Source organism: Gordonia jacobaea (assembly GCF_001186365.1).
In the GTDB taxonomy this organism is placed as follows: domain Bacteria; phylum Actinomycetota; class Actinomycetes; order Mycobacteriales; family Mycobacteriaceae; genus Gordonia; species Gordonia jacobaea.
In genome coordinates this window covers 1-15,570 of sequence record NZ_LDTZ01000025.1, presented here as the reverse complement: position 1 = coordinate 15,570, position 15,570 = coordinate 1, and the positions used below count along the sequence as shown (strand labels likewise).

The 15,570-nt window shown below is 63.8% G+C and carries 14 protein-coding genes; 3 read left to right on the top strand and 11 right to left on the bottom strand.

Annotated features, from left to right (window positions below; translation table 11 throughout):
* Positions 1–2 precede the first annotated feature (2 nt).
* Positions 3–602, bottom strand: a complete 600-nt coding sequence (gene orn, locus ABW18_RS20675; protein ID WP_049700886.1) for an oligoribonuclease — start codon at positions 600–602, stop codon at positions 3–5.
* Positions 603–714: 112 nt separating this feature from the next.
* On the opposite strand from orn, the gene ABW18_RS20670 reads away from it, so the two are divergent.
* Positions 715–2,286 (top strand): helicase HerA-like domain-containing protein, encoded by a 1,572-nt coding sequence (locus ABW18_RS20670; RefSeq protein ID WP_049700946.1) that lies wholly within the window; start codon positions 715–717, stop codon positions 2,284–2,286.
* A 23-nt stretch (positions 2,287–2,309) separates the two neighbouring features.
* Here the strand turns inward: ABW18_RS20670 and ABW18_RS20665 are convergent, their stop codons facing one another.
* The 8 genes from ABW18_RS20665 to ABW18_RS22935 form a co-directional block, all read right to left on the bottom strand.
* On the bottom strand, positions 2,310–2,960 hold the full coding sequence (locus ABW18_RS20665; protein WP_049700885.1) for a hypothetical protein: 651 nt from the start codon (positions 2,958–2,960) through the stop codon (positions 2,310–2,312).
* 114 nt (positions 2,961–3,074) lie between these two features.
* Entirely contained in the window at positions 3,075–3,662 is a 588-nt protein-coding gene (gene def, locus ABW18_RS20660; protein ID WP_049700884.1) for a peptide deformylase, read from the bottom strand.
* A gap of 8 nt (positions 3,663–3,670) precedes the next feature.
* Positions 3,671–4,489 (bottom strand): mycolate reductase, encoded by an 819-nt coding sequence (gene cmrA, locus ABW18_RS20655; protein WP_387316088.1) that lies wholly within the window; start codon positions 4,487–4,489, stop codon positions 3,671–3,673.
* A gap of 54 nt (positions 4,490–4,543) precedes the next feature.
* Positions 4,544–5,053, bottom strand: a complete 510-nt coding sequence (locus tag ABW18_RS20650) for a nitroreductase/quinone reductase family protein (protein ID WP_049700883.1) — start codon at positions 5,051–5,053, stop codon at positions 4,544–4,546.
* Between the two features lie 100 nt (positions 5,054–5,153).
* Positions 5,154–7,232 carry an NADPH-dependent 2,4-dienoyl-CoA reductase gene (locus ABW18_RS20645; protein WP_049700882.1) on the bottom strand — a complete coding sequence of 693 codons (2,079 nt, stop codon included), beginning with the start codon at positions 7,230–7,232 and terminating at the stop codon, positions 5,154–5,156.
* A 41-nt stretch (positions 7,233–7,273) separates the two neighbouring features.
* The gene (locus ABW18_RS20640) at positions 7,274–7,858 is read right to left on the bottom strand and encodes a PadR family transcriptional regulator (protein ID WP_049700881.1); all 585 of its coding nucleotides are present in this window, start codon (positions 7,856–7,858) and stop codon (positions 7,274–7,276) included.
* A gap of 99 nt (positions 7,859–7,957) precedes the next feature.
* Positions 7,958–9,670, bottom strand: coding sequence for an ABC transporter ATP-binding protein (locus ABW18_RS20635; RefSeq protein WP_049700880.1), 1,713 nt, complete (start codon positions 9,668–9,670; stop codon positions 7,958–7,960).
* A gap of 139 nt (positions 9,671–9,809) precedes the next feature.
* Positions 9,810–9,947, bottom strand: a complete 138-nt coding sequence (locus tag ABW18_RS22935) for a hypothetical protein (RefSeq protein ID WP_160318061.1) — start codon at positions 9,945–9,947, stop codon at positions 9,810–9,812.
* Between the two features lie 347 nt (positions 9,948–10,294).
* Here ABW18_RS22935 and ABW18_RS20630 point away from each other — a divergent pair, with 347 nt between their 5' ends.
* The gene (locus tag ABW18_RS20630) at positions 10,295–11,542 is read left to right on the top strand and encodes a uracil-xanthine permease family protein (RefSeq protein WP_049700879.1); all 1,248 of its coding nucleotides are present in this window, start codon (positions 10,295–10,297) and stop codon (positions 11,540–11,542) included.
* 27 nt (positions 11,543–11,569) lie between these two features.
* Here the strand turns inward: ABW18_RS20630 and ABW18_RS20625 are convergent, their stop codons facing one another.
* Both ABW18_RS20625 and ABW18_RS20620 read right to left on the bottom strand, forming a co-directional pair.
* Positions 11,570–12,094: a GNAT family N-acetyltransferase gene (locus ABW18_RS20625; protein ID WP_049700878.1), complete on the bottom strand. Its 525-nt coding sequence runs from the start codon at positions 12,092–12,094 to the stop codon at positions 11,570–11,572.
* A 354-nt stretch (positions 12,095–12,448) separates the two neighbouring features.
* Positions 12,449–13,375, bottom strand: a complete 927-nt coding sequence (locus ABW18_RS20620; protein WP_152930168.1) for a hypothetical protein — start codon at positions 13,373–13,375, stop codon at positions 12,449–12,451.
* Positions 13,376–13,983: 608 nt separating this feature from the next.
* Here ABW18_RS20620 and ABW18_RS20615 point away from each other — a divergent pair.
* Positions 13,984–15,105: a tyrosine-type recombinase/integrase gene (locus ABW18_RS20615; RefSeq protein ID WP_049700876.1), complete on the top strand. Its 1,122-nt coding sequence runs from the start codon at positions 13,984–13,986 to the stop codon at positions 15,103–15,105.
* The last annotated feature ends 465 nt before the right edge of the window (positions 15,106–15,570 follow it).

Sequence of the window (15,570 nt, the reverse complement as noted above, 5' to 3'; positions counted from 1 at the left end):
GTTCAGGCCGGTCCGAGGTCTTTGACGATCGTCGCGAGGGTATCGACGTCGGGGCCTGGGTCGGGGACGAAGGCCGCAGCGCGGTAATACCGGAGTTCGCGGATGGACTCGCGGATGTCGGCGAGGGCACGGTGCGCGAGGCCCTTCTCGGGCTGATTGAAGTAGATGCGCGGGTACCAGCGTCGAGTGAGTTCTTTGATCGAGCTGACGTCGACCATGCGGTAGTGCAGGTAGGCGTCGAGTTCCGGCATGTCCCGAGCGATGAAGCCCCGATCGGTCGCGATGGAGTTGCCTGCGAGGGGGACTGCGCCCGCGGTCGTCACGTGCGCGCGGATGTAGTCGAGGACCATCGCCTCGGCCTCCGGGACTGTGATGGTCGAGCGTCGGACTTCTTCGGTCAGCCCCGAGTCGGCGTGCATTTTGGTCACGACGTCGGGCATTGACTCGAGGTCGGCGTCGTCGGCGTGGATGACCACGTCGACGCCGTCGCCCAGAATATTGAGCTCACTATCGGTGACGAGGGCGGCGATCTCGATCAGTTTGTCCTTCTCGAGATCGAGGCCGGTCATTTCGCAATCGATCCACACCAGTTTGTCCTGCACGCATCAACCTTAGCGGGCGGCGTTCCACGGCTATTGTTTGCTGTAGTGCACCGACTGCCAGTGCTTGGACCGGTGTCGTGCTCAGTCAATCAACCGCCGGAAGGACATGTTCGTGACCGATCCCACCCAGGCCGCCCAGACGATCGCGCAGGGCTACCAGTTCGATTCGACTGCGCTTGAACTCGGCACGGTATCGGTCGACGGCCAGGTCGATCCGACAGCCAAGGTTCGTATCCCGCTGGCGATGATGAACCGTCACGGGTTGGTGGCCGGGGCGACGGGCACGGGTAAGACAAAAACCTTGCAGCTCATCGCAGAACAGTTGTCGGCCAACGGCGTTCCGGTTGTGATGGCCGACATCAAGGGCGACCTGTCGGGGCTGAGCCGACCGGGGGTGTCCAACGACAGGATCACCTCACGGGCGTCACAGACCGGCGACGACTGGTCGCCGACGGCGTACCCGGTCGAGTTCGTGTCACTCGGATCGCAGGGGATCGGGGTGCCGATACGCGCGACCATCACTGCCTTCGGGCCGATTCTGCTCAGCAAGGTGTTGGGACTCAACGAAACTCAGGAATCGACGCTGGGCCTGATCTTCCACTGGGCCGACAAGAACGGGCTGGCCCTGCTCGACCTCAAAGACATCCGGTCGGTGATCGCCTACCTGACCAGCGACGAGGGTAAGCCAGAACTCAAGGCGATCGGCGGCGTCTCCACGCAGACCGCAGGAGTCATTCTGCGTGCACTGACGAATCTCGAAGCGGCAGGCGGCGATACGTTCTTCGGTGAGCCCGAGCTCAATCCGAAGGACCTGCTGCGGCTCGCGCCGGATGGCCGCGGCATCATCACACTGTTCGAGCTGGGAGACCAAGCCGCCAACCCGGTGCTGTTCTCCACGTTCCTCATGTGGATCCTGGCCGACCTGTTCGAGTTCCTGCCCGAGGTGGGCGACGTCGACAAGCCCAAGCTCGTCTTCATCTTCGACGAGTCGCATCTGCTGTTCAACGGCGCGTCGAAAGCCTTTATCGGCCAGGTGGTGCAGACGGTCAAGTTGATCCGGTCCAAGGGTGTCGGTGTGTTCTTCTGTTCGCAGTTGCCGACCGACATTCCCAACGACGTGCTGTCCCAATTGGGCGCGCGAGTCCAGCACGCGCTGCGCGCATTCACCCCCGACGATCAGAAGGCACTCAGCAAGACGGTCAAGACCTATCCGGTATCGGACGTCTACAAGCTCGATCAGGCACTGACGTCTCTGGGGACCGGCGAGGCGATCGTGACCGTGCTGTCGGAGAAGGGTGCGCCGACGCCGGTCGCCTGGACGGTCATTCGTGCGCCCCGGTCGTCGATGGAAGCTGTTGCGGCAGAAGAGATCACGGCAGCGGCGAAGGCGAGCCCGCTCTATCAGACCTACGGCACGGCGGTCGACAACGAGTCGGCATACGAGAAGCTCGCCGCGAAGATGCTCTCGCCGGGCGAGTCACCCGACGCCCCGGCACCGACTCCGCCCGCACAGGCACCAGCGCCGACGCCGGCACCTGTGCCTGCTCCCGCGCCCGAAGAGCCAGGCATGATCACCGAAATCCTGACGAGCCAGCCGATGCAGAGCTTCTTACGTAACGCTGCCAGCCAGGCCGGCCGCGAGTTCAGCCGAGCCATCTTCGGTACCGGGCGTCGTCGACGCTGAGGACGCCCGGCACCGCCTGAGCGTCACTCCTTCAGTTCGACCGTCACCGCATTGCCCGGGCCGGACGCGATGGGATTGAGCAGCGGCGTGAGCGCGCCGCAGCCTGCCAGCGGTGGGATGGTCAGATCGCCCTTGAGGGTGAGGGGCGCGAAGAAGTCGGTGCCCTCGTCCTCGGAGAAGGGGATCTGGCCGGTCAACTCCAGTTCAGCAGGGGTGCTCGTCGTACACGGAGCCCCGACGAGATTGAACTCCTTGATGCCGAGAGGTTCGATCCGCTGGATCTGAATGTCGAGCTTCTGAGTGACCTTGACGTCCATCGGTCCCTGGCCCGTCGGCGTGGCGTTTCCGGTCGCTGGTCCGTCGGGGATCATCTTGATCTGCAGCGTCGCGATGCGTAGGTCGGCCAGTCTCCATGCGGCACGTGTCTGTGCCGGCTCGATCTTGGATTCCAGCGCGAACGGTGGCATCGACTCGGCTTTCGTCCGCTCTGTGGTTGTGAAGACCACGTCGACGCCGAGATTCTTGAGGTGAGTGGTCACCGTGGTGTGCTTGTGGTTGATGTAGAGCGAAGGGGCCGCCTCCGCGTGTACGGAAGTGGCGAAAACGGCTGCGGCAGTTGCGGATAGCGTTGCGGCCGTGATGACTGTCCGACGTAGACGGGTGAAGCGACGCATGAGACCTCCTGAGAACGAGCCAGCACCTACCTGTGAGTAAGTTCTCAGAAACTAGCACTGTGTGATTTGGCTAACTATCAGAATCCTGAATTGTCCCGCTGAAGGCAGAGCCGGTCATCGCGAGCCGGACACCATCGGCGACACGGGCCAGTCGTCGGGATACCGATCGGTAACCTCACCGGCATCGCGGAAGAGTCGTTTGCGAGCCTTGGCGGTCAGGCGATCGCCGAACACCATGCCGCGCGTGTGGTCGGTCTCGTGCTGTAGACAGCGGCCGAGTATCCCGCCCGCTGTCACGGTGACCGGTTGGCCGAATTGGTCGACGCCTCGACACGTCGCGACCTTCGGACGGGCGAGATCCTCATGGGCACCCGGCAGCGAGAGACATCCCTCGCCCAGCGTCGCGAGTTCCCTGTCGCGGCCCTCAGGGAGTTCGAGCTCGGGATTGCAGATCACGCCCGTACGTCGCCTGCCTGTCTCGTCGCCGCAGTCGTACACGAATACCGCGAGGTCGACGCTGATCTGGGCCGCGGCAAGACCCGCACCCGGTGCCGCGGTATTGGTGGCGAACATGTCGGCGATCAGATGCTGCAGCTCGTCGTCGAAGTCTGTCACCGGACGGGCAGGCGTATGCAGGACAGGGTCGCCCCACCGCACGATCGGGCGCGTCGTACCGATGCGGAGCAATTCTTCGAGTGGCATCGGGGTTCCTAGGACTCTGGCCCGAGTCGCTTGTAGAACGTGCCGACGATGGGAGCGACGAGCGCTCGCGGACTGTATCCGCCCGCGACCGACATTGCCTTCGACAGCGTTCCGGGCACAACGCGCATCTTGTTGTGCTCCAGGGCATCCAGGCTCATCTTGGCGACCTCCGCGCTGTCGTGCCACAGAAAGCCCGGCACCATCTTGTCGACGATCGACGCGTCCTCGGGGTCCGGTGTCTGAGTACGGACAGGTCCTGGCGCGAGCAGGGTGACGTGGACACCCGAACCGCCGACCTCGCCACGCAGCGACTCGCTGAAGGTGTTCACGAAGGCTTTCGACGCCGCGTAGGTGGCGTTGTTGGGGATCGGCATGTTGCCAGCTGCCGAGCCGACCATGAGGATGCCGCCCGAGCCGCGAGCAACCATCTGGGGGAGCACCGCGAGGGTCAGGTCATGCACGGCGTTGACGTTGAGCCGGACCTGGGCGCGCTCGTAGTCGGCGTCGAGCTCGGCGACCGGACCGAAGGTGGCGATGCCCGCGTTGTTGCAGAGTACCGAGACCTCACGCTGGGCGAGTTCTGCGGAGAGGATCTCGACGGCAGTCGGATCCGACAGGTCGCTCGGTCGCACCTCGACCTGCACGTCGTGTTGCGTGCGCAGCTCGACTGCGAGCTCTTCGAGGATGTCTCCGCGACGCGCCACGACGATCAACGAGTGTCCACGACGGGCGAGTTCGCGGGCGAGTTCCATTCCGATTCCGGAGGACGCGCCGGTGACGACGGCACGCGCGGACACGACAGGAGACGCAATGGGCATGGCGGTCATGGTAGCGCCGCCGGAGTGGCTCGATCGCGAACTGGTCGCGTGGCTGTGCGCCGGTCAGCTCGCCGAGAGCCGGAACACCCTGATCTCGCGATCGGTGCGATCGCGGTAGACCGAGTACACGTCGGTGACGTCGCTCTCGAAGAGGCGGTAGATCCGTTCGCGCTCGGGGCCGTCGAGAAGCGTCGCGACGGCGTCGACCTCGACGCCTGCCGTGTTGACCGTGCAGGCGGGGTTGGCGAGGAGATTGGCCGTCCAGGCGGGATGGCGTTCCTGGCCGAAATTGGACCCGACGACGAAGATGTCGTCGCCGTCGCGGGCGTAGAGCAGCGGCGATGTTCGCGACAGTCCAGACTTTGCGCCGGTGGTCGTCAACAGCAGCGTCGGAGCCCCGATCGGTCCCAGCACCGTGAACCGACCCTTCGAGGCATGCAGGACACGCCGGTCGACACCGGCCGATCGACGCACCACCCACGAGCCGACGCTCGTCTTCGCGAGAGCGGTCATGGGGCCGCGCAGCGGACTAGACGTCGAGCCCCAGCGACGCTCGGCAAACGGAGACGCCATGCCACTCCTTCGATCGACGGACGTGCGACCCACACAGCTTGTCAGTTTTGCGGCCGCGCGTACGTCGAATCGGTCTGGGTGTCGATCGATTGGTAGCGGTTTACTCGATACCCGCTGCGACCTCCGTGCCCTGACGGATCGCGCGCTTGGCGTCGAGCTCGGCGGCCAGGTCGGCGCCACCGATGACATGCGTTCGGATGCCCGCCACGGTCAGCGGGTCGACGAGGTCGCGGACGGACTCCTGTCCCGCGCAGATGACCACGTTGTCGACCTCGAGGAGGCGCGTCTCACGGACCGAGCCGTCGTCGTCGTGAAAACTCAGGTGGAGTCCGGCGTCGTCGATCTTGTCGTAGGTTGCACCCGAGATCTGTTCGACGCCTTTCATTTTCACACTCGCCCGGTGCACCCACCCGGTGGTCTTGCCGAGTGTCTTGCCCTGCTTGCCGCGCTTGCGCTGCACCAGGAAGACCTCGCGGGTCGCGGGAAGCGGTCGGGGCGTGGTGAGGAAGCCGGGAACGTCGAGGTCTTCGCTGACTCCCCATTCCTGTTCCCACTCCTTGAGGTTGAGGGAGGGTGAGTCGTCGACGGTGAGGAATTCGGTGATGTCGAAACCGATGCCGCCCGCGCCGATCACCGCGACACGCTTGCCGATCTCGCGGTGGCCGAGGACTGCCTCGGCGTACGACATGACCATCGGGTGATCGACACCGGGGATGTCGGGGATGCGTGGGGTGACGCCGGTGGCGACGATCACCTCGTCGAAGCCCTCGGCGATGATGTGCTCGGCGTCGACGCGCTGTTCGAGATGGACGCGGACGTTGTTGAGCTCGAGCTGCCGGGTGTAGTAGCGCAGCGTCTCGGCGAACTCCTCTTTACCGGGAATCCTTGCGGCGATGGAGAATTGGCCGCCGATCGTCGGGCCGGCCTCGAAGAGCTCGACCCGGTGTCCGCGTTGTGCGGCGGTCACCGCGGCCGACAGTCCGGCCGGTCCGGCGCCGATGACCGCGACCTTGCGTGCCCGACGTGTCGCGCCGAGGGTCAGCGTGGTCTCACGTCCGGCACGCGGATTGAGCAGGCACGACACCTTCTTCCCGACGAACGCGTGATCGAGGCACGCCTGGTTGCAGCCGATGCAGGTGTTGATCTCGTCGGCGCGACCGGTCATGGCCTTCACCGGGAACTCGGGGTCTGACAGGAGCGGGCGAGCCATCGACACCGCGTCGACGCGGCCGCGGGCGAGTATCTCCTCCGCCACCTCCGGGGTGTTGATGCGGTTGCTCGCGATGAGCGGGATCGAGACCTCGTCGCGGAGTCGTTCGGTGAACTTGACGAACGCCGCGCGCGGCACCGAGGTGACGATGGTCGGCACTCCGGCTTCGTGCCATCCGATGTCGGTGTTGATGGCGTCGACGCCGAGCGCCTCGGCTTTGCGCGCCATGAGGGCGATCTCGTCCCAGGTCTGTCCACCCTTGACGAAGTCGGCGATCGACTGCCGAAGGATGACCGGGAAGTCGCGGGGGACGCGGCGTCGGATCTCGGTGATCACCTCCACGAGAAACCGTTGCCGGTTCTCGGTGGAGCCGCCCCACTTGTCGGTGCGGTCGTTGGTGTGCGGGCACAGGAACTGGTTGACCAGGTAGCCCTCGCCGCCCATGATCTCGACGGCGTCGTACCCGGCCTGACGCGCCAGCTTCGCGGCCTGACCGTACGAGCGGATCACGTGCCGGATGACGGTCTCGGGCATCGGCAGGTTCTTGAACGGGTGGATGGGCGAATTCTCGCTTCCCGGAGCAACTTTCAGCGGCGTGTAGCCGTAGCGGCCTGCCTGGAGGAGTTGCATGGCAATCTTGCCGCCCGCATCGTGGACCGCGCGGGTGACGCGCTGGTGCCGTTTGGCGTCGAGCACGTTGGTCATCTTGCCCGCGAAAGGCAGGAGCTGGCCGGTGCGACTGACCGCGAAGCCGCCCGTGATGATCAGGCCCGCACCGCCGCGGGCGCGCTCGGCGTAGTACGCGCCCAGCTTGTCGGTGTCCCACACGCGGTCTTCGAGGCCGGTGTGCATCGACCCCATGACGATGCGATTGCGCAACGTCATCCCACCGACGGTGAGGGGCTCGAACAGACGCGGATAGTACGGATTCGGTTGGCTCGAGCTGGTATTCGCGGATGGGGCTGACATCTGCGTTCTCCTGGGTCGTCGGGGATGGGGTGGGTTGGTGGTCAGGACTCGTTGCCGACGGATGGCGTCGACGCGGTGGCTGTTCGACGCTGCTCGGTGTCGAGCGCGGTGATGACTTCGTCGCACCAACCGACAAAGCCTTCTTCGATGCGTACGCCGCCGCGGAGTACCAGGTACTGATGGAGGCGACGGCCGGTCAGTGCCTGCGGATCGGGGTAGTCGTCCTTCTCGAACGACTGGTAAAGGTGCAGTCGCGCAAGGTGTTCGGCGCGGTGCCTGCGGAGTTCGTCGATGACGTCGGTGAGGTCGGCGTGCTCTGCTGCTCGGATCTTGAGTCCGAGGTCGTCGCGGAGTTGTTGCATGGGTGTCGGCGACGAAACCCACTCGCGCAGTGCCTGACGGCCCGCGTCGGAGAGTGTGTAGACCTTCTTGTCCGGTCTGCCCTCCTGGGCGACGGGTTCGAAGCTCACCATGCCCTCGGCGTGGAGCTTGCCCAGTGTGCGATAGATCTGCTGGTGCGTCGCCGACCAGAAGTAGCCGATCGACCGGTCGAATTGCCTGCCGATCTCGTAGCCGGTGCCCGGGCGTTCGGAGAGCGACACCATGATCGCGTGTTCGAGTGCCACGACTCGACCGTACCAATGCACCTACGCACTATGCAATAGTGTGCATAGGGTGCCTGTTGCATATCGAGCAGGCGGTTTCCCCGTACGTGCACTATCGCGTCACGCGGGTGTGTTCTCGGGTTCCATCCACCGCGTCAGGTCGTAGAGATGCCCGTCGCGGAGTTCGACGATGCGGTCGGCGATCGCGGTGACCCGAGTGTCGTGCGTGATGAGCAGCGTGGTGCGGCCGTCGGCGAGCCGCCGGAGGGGGTCGAGGATCCGGCTCGTGGTCGCGGCGTCGAGACCTGACGTCGGTTCGTCGAGGATGAGCGCGGGGGTATTGCGGAGCATCGCACGGGCGATCGCGATACGTTGCCGTTGACCACCGGAGAGCGTGAGGCCGCCGTCGTCGAGCCGGGCGTCGTAGCCGTCGGGAAGCCTGCGGATGAACTCGTCGGCGTCGGCGGCGACCGCGGCGGCGATGATCTCTTCTCGCGTCGCGTCCGGCCGCCCGTAGGCGATGTTGTCGGAGATGTTGGCGCCCTTGATGATCGGCTGCTGCGGAAGCAGCGTGATGTGATCGCGAATCCAAGCGCCTGTCAGGTCGTCGTAGTCGACGTCGCCGATGCTCAGGTTCCCGGAGTCGGGATGTTCGAATCGGCACAGCAGCGACGCCAGCGTCGACTTTCCGACGCCGCTCGGTCCGATCAGTGCGGTGATGGTGCCCGGCGCGAGGTCGAGGTCCACGGCATCGAGGACCGTCTGGTGTTCGCGCGCGAGTGTGACGTCGCGCAGTGCGATACCGACCGGAGTCGTCGGACGTAGTGGAGTTCGGACCGACGTGCGGGCCGTGGGGGTTTCGACGCGTTCGACGGGTGCGATGTCGAGGACTTCGGCAACTCGCTCGGCGCTGATCACCGCCGATGCGATGGCGATCCGGATGTCGGCGAGCTCCTGCATCTTGGGATAGAGCATCCCGAGGTAGCCGGTGAGGGCGAGTAGGCCGCCGACGCTGAGCTGGCCCTGACGGACCTGCCAGACGCCCACGATCGCGATGGCCAGCGTGACCACGACCTGCCCGAAGCTCAAGATGCCGCCGAGTCCGGCCTCGACGCGCGTCTGCGCCAGGCGGGCGCTCATCCAGGTGACTCCGTGCCGGTGGAGTCGAGCGTGTTCACGTCCCTGCTGGTTGTAGGCGACGGCCGTCTCGTGGCCGAGGAGTGCGGTTTCGACGGAGTCGGCGATGTCGCTGTTGGCGCCGCGTTCGTCGCGGGTGACGCGTTCCTGCCGACGCGCGAAGAACGCCGAGAGACCCCATAGCGCCGGGACCGCAGCCAGAGCGACGAGCGCGACCTGCCAGCTCATGATGAGCGCCGCGACGACCAGCCCGATGGTGTGGGCCAGCGCGATCACGAACTGCATCACGCCCGTCCCGATCAGGTACTCGACTGCTTCGAGATCGCCGGTGTGTCGGGTGACGAGGTTGCCAAGACCCAGCCGTCGGTGCTGCACAGGATGAAGGCGTTGCACATGGTCGAAGAGCTGGTCACGCAGCCGCAGCACCACCCGCTCGGAGATGCCGACGGACACGACCTGGCCGAAATAGTCTCCGCCGCAGGAGATTGCAGTGATGAGGAGCCAGATGAGCGCAAGGCGCGCGAACGTCGTGACGCTGTTGGAGTCGAGCGCGCCGTCGATGACGTCTGCGAGCACGAAGACGGCAACCACCTCGCATGCCGCGGCGATGCCGAGCAGAGTTCCCGCGAGTGCGAATCGTCTGGCCTCGCCACGTACTGCGGGAGAGAAGCGTCGAAAAGCTTGTCGCGCGTTCATCGAACGTCCTTCTGTATCGGTAGGCATGGGAATCGGCGGGCACGGGAGTCAGCGGGCATGAGAACAGGAGCCGACGCGGGCGTCGGTGGCACGCCTGGCGGCGTCGGACGTCCGTGTCGGCTCCCGTAGGGCCGGAAGGTCAGTAGACCCAGCGCCAGTCCCAGCGGTGTGCGCGCGGATTCCAGAAGCGCTGCCGACGACGGCGACGCGGCGGCTGCGGGGCAGGGGCCTGTCGCGGGCCGTTGTTGTTCTGCTGCGGCCCGTTATTGATAGGCATGGGTTCTCCTTCGTGACTTCCTGCCGGCGGCGTTGCCGACGAGGAGAACACTATGGAGCTTCGCTGACCGCGCCCTGCGGCGACGCTGGGAGGCGGCTGTCAACGCAAAGGTGCTGTCCGACAGTGGGTTACCGGTCTGATCGGTGCCCGGCTAGGTGCGGTCGCCGGTCCCGGTATGCCGGTAAACCCGGCGTCGCGCTCCGTGATCGCGCAGACTGATTCTCGTGCGTAACGACGAAACTCGTGATGGCGGTGGCGATAGCGGAAGGGGCGACGGCGACAACGGTGGAGGGAGCGAGCGCGGGAGCTCCGGCGCCACCACGACGTCGCGACGACTGGCAGACAACATGGGATGGACGCGCGTCGACGTCGACGACGTGGTCTCACCGGGGGAGCGGCTGTCGTGGCCGAAGACGGTGAGTATCGGCCTGCAGCATGTCGTCGCGATGTTCGGTTCGACGTTCCTCGTCCCGGTGCTCACCGGATTCCCGCCCGCCACAACACTGTTGTTCTCGGGGATCGGTACCGCACTGTTCCTGATCATCACGGGTAATCGGTTGCCGAGCTATCTCGGCTCGAGCTTCGCGATCATCGCGCCGGTACTCGCGGCCACGGCGTCGAATGGGCAATCGTCGGCGCTCGGCGGGATCGTCGTGGTGGGTGCGTTGCTCGCCTTGATCGGCGTCATTGTGCACTTTGCGGGCGTTCGGTGGATCGACCTCGTGATGCCGCCGATCGTCACCGGAACGATCGTGGCGTTGATCGGCCTCAACCTTGCGCCGTCGACAAAGGCGAACTTCGAGAAGCAGCCCGTGACCGCGACGATCGTCCTGGTGCTGCTGGTCTTGTCGATCGCGTTGTTGCGTGGACTGCTCGGACGACTCGCCATCGTGTTGAGCGTGGTGATCGGCTATGTGGTGGCGTTGATTCGCGACGAGGTGGACACCAGCGCCATACATACCGCGAGTTGGATCGGCCTGCCCGAGTTTCACACCCCGACGTTCCACCTCTCGGTGATCCCGACGTTCTTACCGGTGGTCCTCGTGCTGGTGGTCGAGAACATCGGGCACGTGAAGTCCGTCGCGATGATGACCGGAGCGAACTTCGACGACCGGATGGGCAGGGCGTTGTTCGCCGACGGACTGTCGACGATGATCGCAGGCTCGGGCGGAGGGTCGGCGACCACGACTTACGCCGAGAACATCGGTGTCATGGCTGCGACCAAGGTGTATTCGACTGCGGCGTACTGGGTCGCCGCTGCCGCGGCGATCATCTTGGGACTGTGTCCGAAGATCGGTGCCGTGATCGCGTCGGTTCCCTCCGGGGTCCTCGGAGGCATCACCACTGCGCTCTATGGCCTTGTCGCCATCATCGGTGTGCACATCTGGGTGACCAACCGCGTCGACTTCTCCCGACCGATCAACCAGTTCACCGCCGCGATTCCGCTGATCATCGCGATCGCAGACTTCAGTTGGACCATCGGCGACGTGAGCTTCGGCGGCATCGCGATCGGCGCGGTGTGTGCGCTGCTCATCTATCACACCATTCACCTCATCGGCGGGTGGCGAGGAACTGCGGGAGCGCGCGGCGCCTAGTCGAAAGGTGTTGTCCGTCCAGATGATTCACACGCCGAACGGCGCGGCGTAGTGCATGACTCCGGGCGGAAGTGGCTTGCCCTCGTCGAGTGTCATCGCCATGACGGCGTCGTCGGGGGCGTCGAACGGGACGGTGATCCCGTGCGTCGATGCGCGTTCGAACCCGAACCGCGGATAATAGTCGGCGTGTCCGAGCACGACGACGTGTGGTTCGCCTATCTGCCGTGCGGCCTCGAGGAGTGCACGGTTGACTGCGCTGCCCGCGCCGCGGTTCTGGAACTGCGGAAGCACCGACACCGGCCCCAATCCCAGGACCGGAGAGTCGTCGACGAAGCCGCGGGTCGCGACGCCGTGGCCCACGACGCGTCCCGACTCGTCGGTGACGACGATCGACAGTCCGTCGATCCACGCGGGGTCACGCCGTAGGCCGTCGAGGATCTCGGCTTCCTCCGCGGTGGGAAACGCGGCGAGGGTGATCTCGCGGACAGTCGGCACGTCGGCCGGAGTTTCGGTACGGGTGTGCCACTGTGCGGCGGGGATCTGCTCAGACATCAGTCGATGACGCTATCAGCGTTGCGTCGCGGTGCAATCGAATTTCATCCCGGTCGGCAGCGTTGTCGATACCGACATCGGTGCCATGGCAAGCTCGTCGGATGAGTACGACAAATGGTGCAGGCACTCTGCCTCCGATTCAGATCGAATGGATCACTGCGCGCTGTTAGCGCACTTATGTGAAAAATACCGCCTCGAAGGGACCGGAATTAGGCGCCTCAGAGCTGCACCATCCCGTCCGCTGTGCTGCGTCGGGTAGTTGTGGTCCGCGCAGTCGCGGCCCGCGGCAATAAAGGCGAAAGTACGCCTGGAGACCAGGTCTCCTAAACAATCGGCGCGGCAAGTGGCAGCACACTATTCATCTAGGTAAGCCCTTGACCACTCGCGGATCGTCCGTTCCAAGCGATCCGGATAGATGGGACGAGGGTAGTTGCTAGGGACTTCTCCTGCTGATTGCGCCTCGAACAGCGCGATGGCGCTTTCAGTCATCACGAGAGCGACTGCTAGTGAGTCCGCCAAGCTGTTAAACAGTCCCCGTCCATCGTCGCCAACGTGTTCGTGTACCCATTTGTACCCATGTACGGTGCTCGACGTGATGCAGTAGGTGGCCTGCGCAAGCTGCTGAACGCCGAACTTTGCTACTTCCTGGCGGGCGTGCGCCGGGGGATTATCGTCGATCCACCCGCCAGCAAGTTCGATCGCTTTAGTTGGTCGGTCGAAGCCGATGGTTGTTGAAGCTTCGGCGATATCGCGGTACTGCATCGACTGCGCAGCGTGTTCGGCGCGTTGTGTCTCGGCCTCAGGGCTGATTCTTCCCTTGTGTAGGTTCGCTGCGTGGGCGAAGTAGATGGTCTGCTCATGCCATTCCTTCCCAGCAAGTGAGGTAGTGCGTTGTCGACGTGTCTCACGGTCTTTGGGACTCAGCAGCCAGATCGTGCGGGCGGCAGACTCCATCGCGGTGCGGCAGAGATTCATCACAGCGTTGGAGTGCAGGCTGGTTGAATTGCTGATGTGAGGGAGTAGCGGGGCAATAGCAGATATGTTGTCGGTCGCGGCCATTGCGGGGAAGACTGCTGTGCTGGATACAAGGAACTTGTCTTCGAGTTCTGGAATCAGCTCAAAGGCGCGTAGATCATCCTCGGCGAGAATGCTTCCCCGGTCGGGTACACGACGAGTCAACCCCCATGGTTTGAGGTCTGAAGCTTGCTTAGCTCGTGTCACTATTCGTCCGTAGGTTGCGAGGATCGCAAGCTTTGCAAAGGGGTCAGAGGGTGGTTGCATGCTGGCGACCGTATATGTTGCCTCTGACGAAAATTCGAATCTGTAGCCCTGAATCCAAATTCAAAGTTTGGCGCGCGGCGGCGCTCATTGCTCACCTCCGTCAGTGTCGGACGTGGCGGCGTGTCGCCGAGTGCCTTTGTAATCGGTTGCGTCCCACCTGTCGCGGATGTTCGAGGGCGTCTGAGACGTGGTGTTGAGGTAACCGTGTACGGTGTCGTGCTTCATGCGGCACACCATCCGAAGGTGAGGCGGATGCGCATTGTTTGGGAAGCGGGGCAAGGTTGACCAGGGCCCGCGCAGACGATCGGAGCCGCGTGGATGCGGGTCAACGATAGACATCCGTTCACCAAGACTGCTTTCTGAACGGTCTTTGGTGCCCCCGGCAGGACTCGAACCTGCGACCTAGGGATTAGAAGACCGTTCAAGCGACAACATACAGCACGGTCGGGAGATGCGGGAATTGACCCATAAAATCCCTGTTAGAACGGCGTGTCGGATCGGTGCGGGTGCGTACGGATAAGCATGGATCGGCACGCCTTGGAACGTGGGTTGCAACACGAACACACCACGCACTGTCACCGTGTTGCACGCGCACGTATCCTTGGCGGATGGCATGGGCAACGCAACTCCCGTCCAAGAAGTGGCGCGGCATGTACCGGGACAGCGACGGGAAGCAACGGTCGGCGGGAACGTTTGGTCGGAAGACGGACGCGTTATTGGCGGCGGACCTTGCGGAGAAGCGGGTTCGTAACGACCCTGACAGCCTTGGCACCGTCACGTTCTCAGAGTTTTTGCCGACGTGGTGGGCGCAGCGGATCGTGCAGCCGACGACACGCAAGCAGGACGAGAGCAAGCTCGACAACCGTGTGACGCCCCGTTGGGGTGATGTTGCTTTGAAGGACATTTCTAGGCCCGACGTGCAGCAGTGGGTGGCTGATATGCGGAGCGACAAGCTCGCCGCTTCCACGATTCAAAAGCACGTCAATCTCCTGTCGTCGGTGATGCGGTTGGCACTGGACAAGGGCATGATTCCGGCTGGCGCACGGGGTGAGGCTCCCGTCAATCCGTGCAGAGGTGTCGACGTTCCGAAGCCGGACCCGTCGCCTGAACGCTTCCTGACTCGTGCGGAGGCCGACGCTGTTCGCGCGGTGCTCATCGGTTTCGACCAGTTCATCTTCGACTTGCTGATCGGGACGGGAATGCGGTGGTCGGAGGCGGTCGGTCTTACATGGGAGCGGGTCGACTTGGAGCGCAACACTGTTGATGTGGTCTTGGCGTACGACCGTGCTGATAAGTCGTTGAAGGCGACCAAGGGGCACGCGGCTAGGTCTGTACCTATTGGTGCAACGCTGGGGAAGTTGCTTGCTGGCAGGTTGGCGGCGGTGGGGTTTGGAGAGCCGCCGAGTCTTCCGTGCGTGAACGTGCCGACGCCGCGTAGTGGCCTTGTGGTGGCGAATGCTGCGGGGCTGCCGTACGACTCGGCCTTGTTCGCAAAGCGTCTCGATGCTGCGGCGCGGGTTGCGTCGGTGAAGGTCGGGCGCCAGGAGCGCAAGGTCGGGCATGTTCGTGTTCACGATTTGAGGCACAGCTTTGCATCTTGGCTTGTGCAGGCGGGTGTGCCGATTCAGCAGGTACAGGAGTTGCTAGGCCATAAGTCGATTGCGACGACGGAGCGTTACGCAAAGTTGGGCAGGTCTTGGGATGAGGCTGTGCGCAATGTGCTGGGCTGAGTCTCAGTCGGTTGTTGGTCTGTGAGGCGTCATAAGGGGATCGATACACCCGCGCGCCAAAGTTGTGATGTCAGTCACAATAACCTCGTGCGGCGGTGTTCCCAGAGATTCCCAAACGTTCCCTTTGATGCCCATTGGCACCTTGAAATGACGGCCAACGTAGCGTGCGCTGCACGATTCTTGTGCTTTTGTCAAAAATTCGTGTGATACGTTTTGACCCGTTCGACCGCAGGATTCCGCGAGAGACAGACCGGACCCCGGATAAACGAGCACAACCAGGCACAGGATTCAGGTGCCGCATCGGATCACTGTAGACAAGTCTCCCCGTTATGCGGGGAAGGAAGTTCTTTGACAAATGAAAACTAAGAAAAAAACTATGAGTCACGACTACGTGTCCGTGACCGCCGATCTGGATTCGATCTTTACCGGCCCCTTGGCTAGAGCGTCGGCGTGATCCTTACCGAT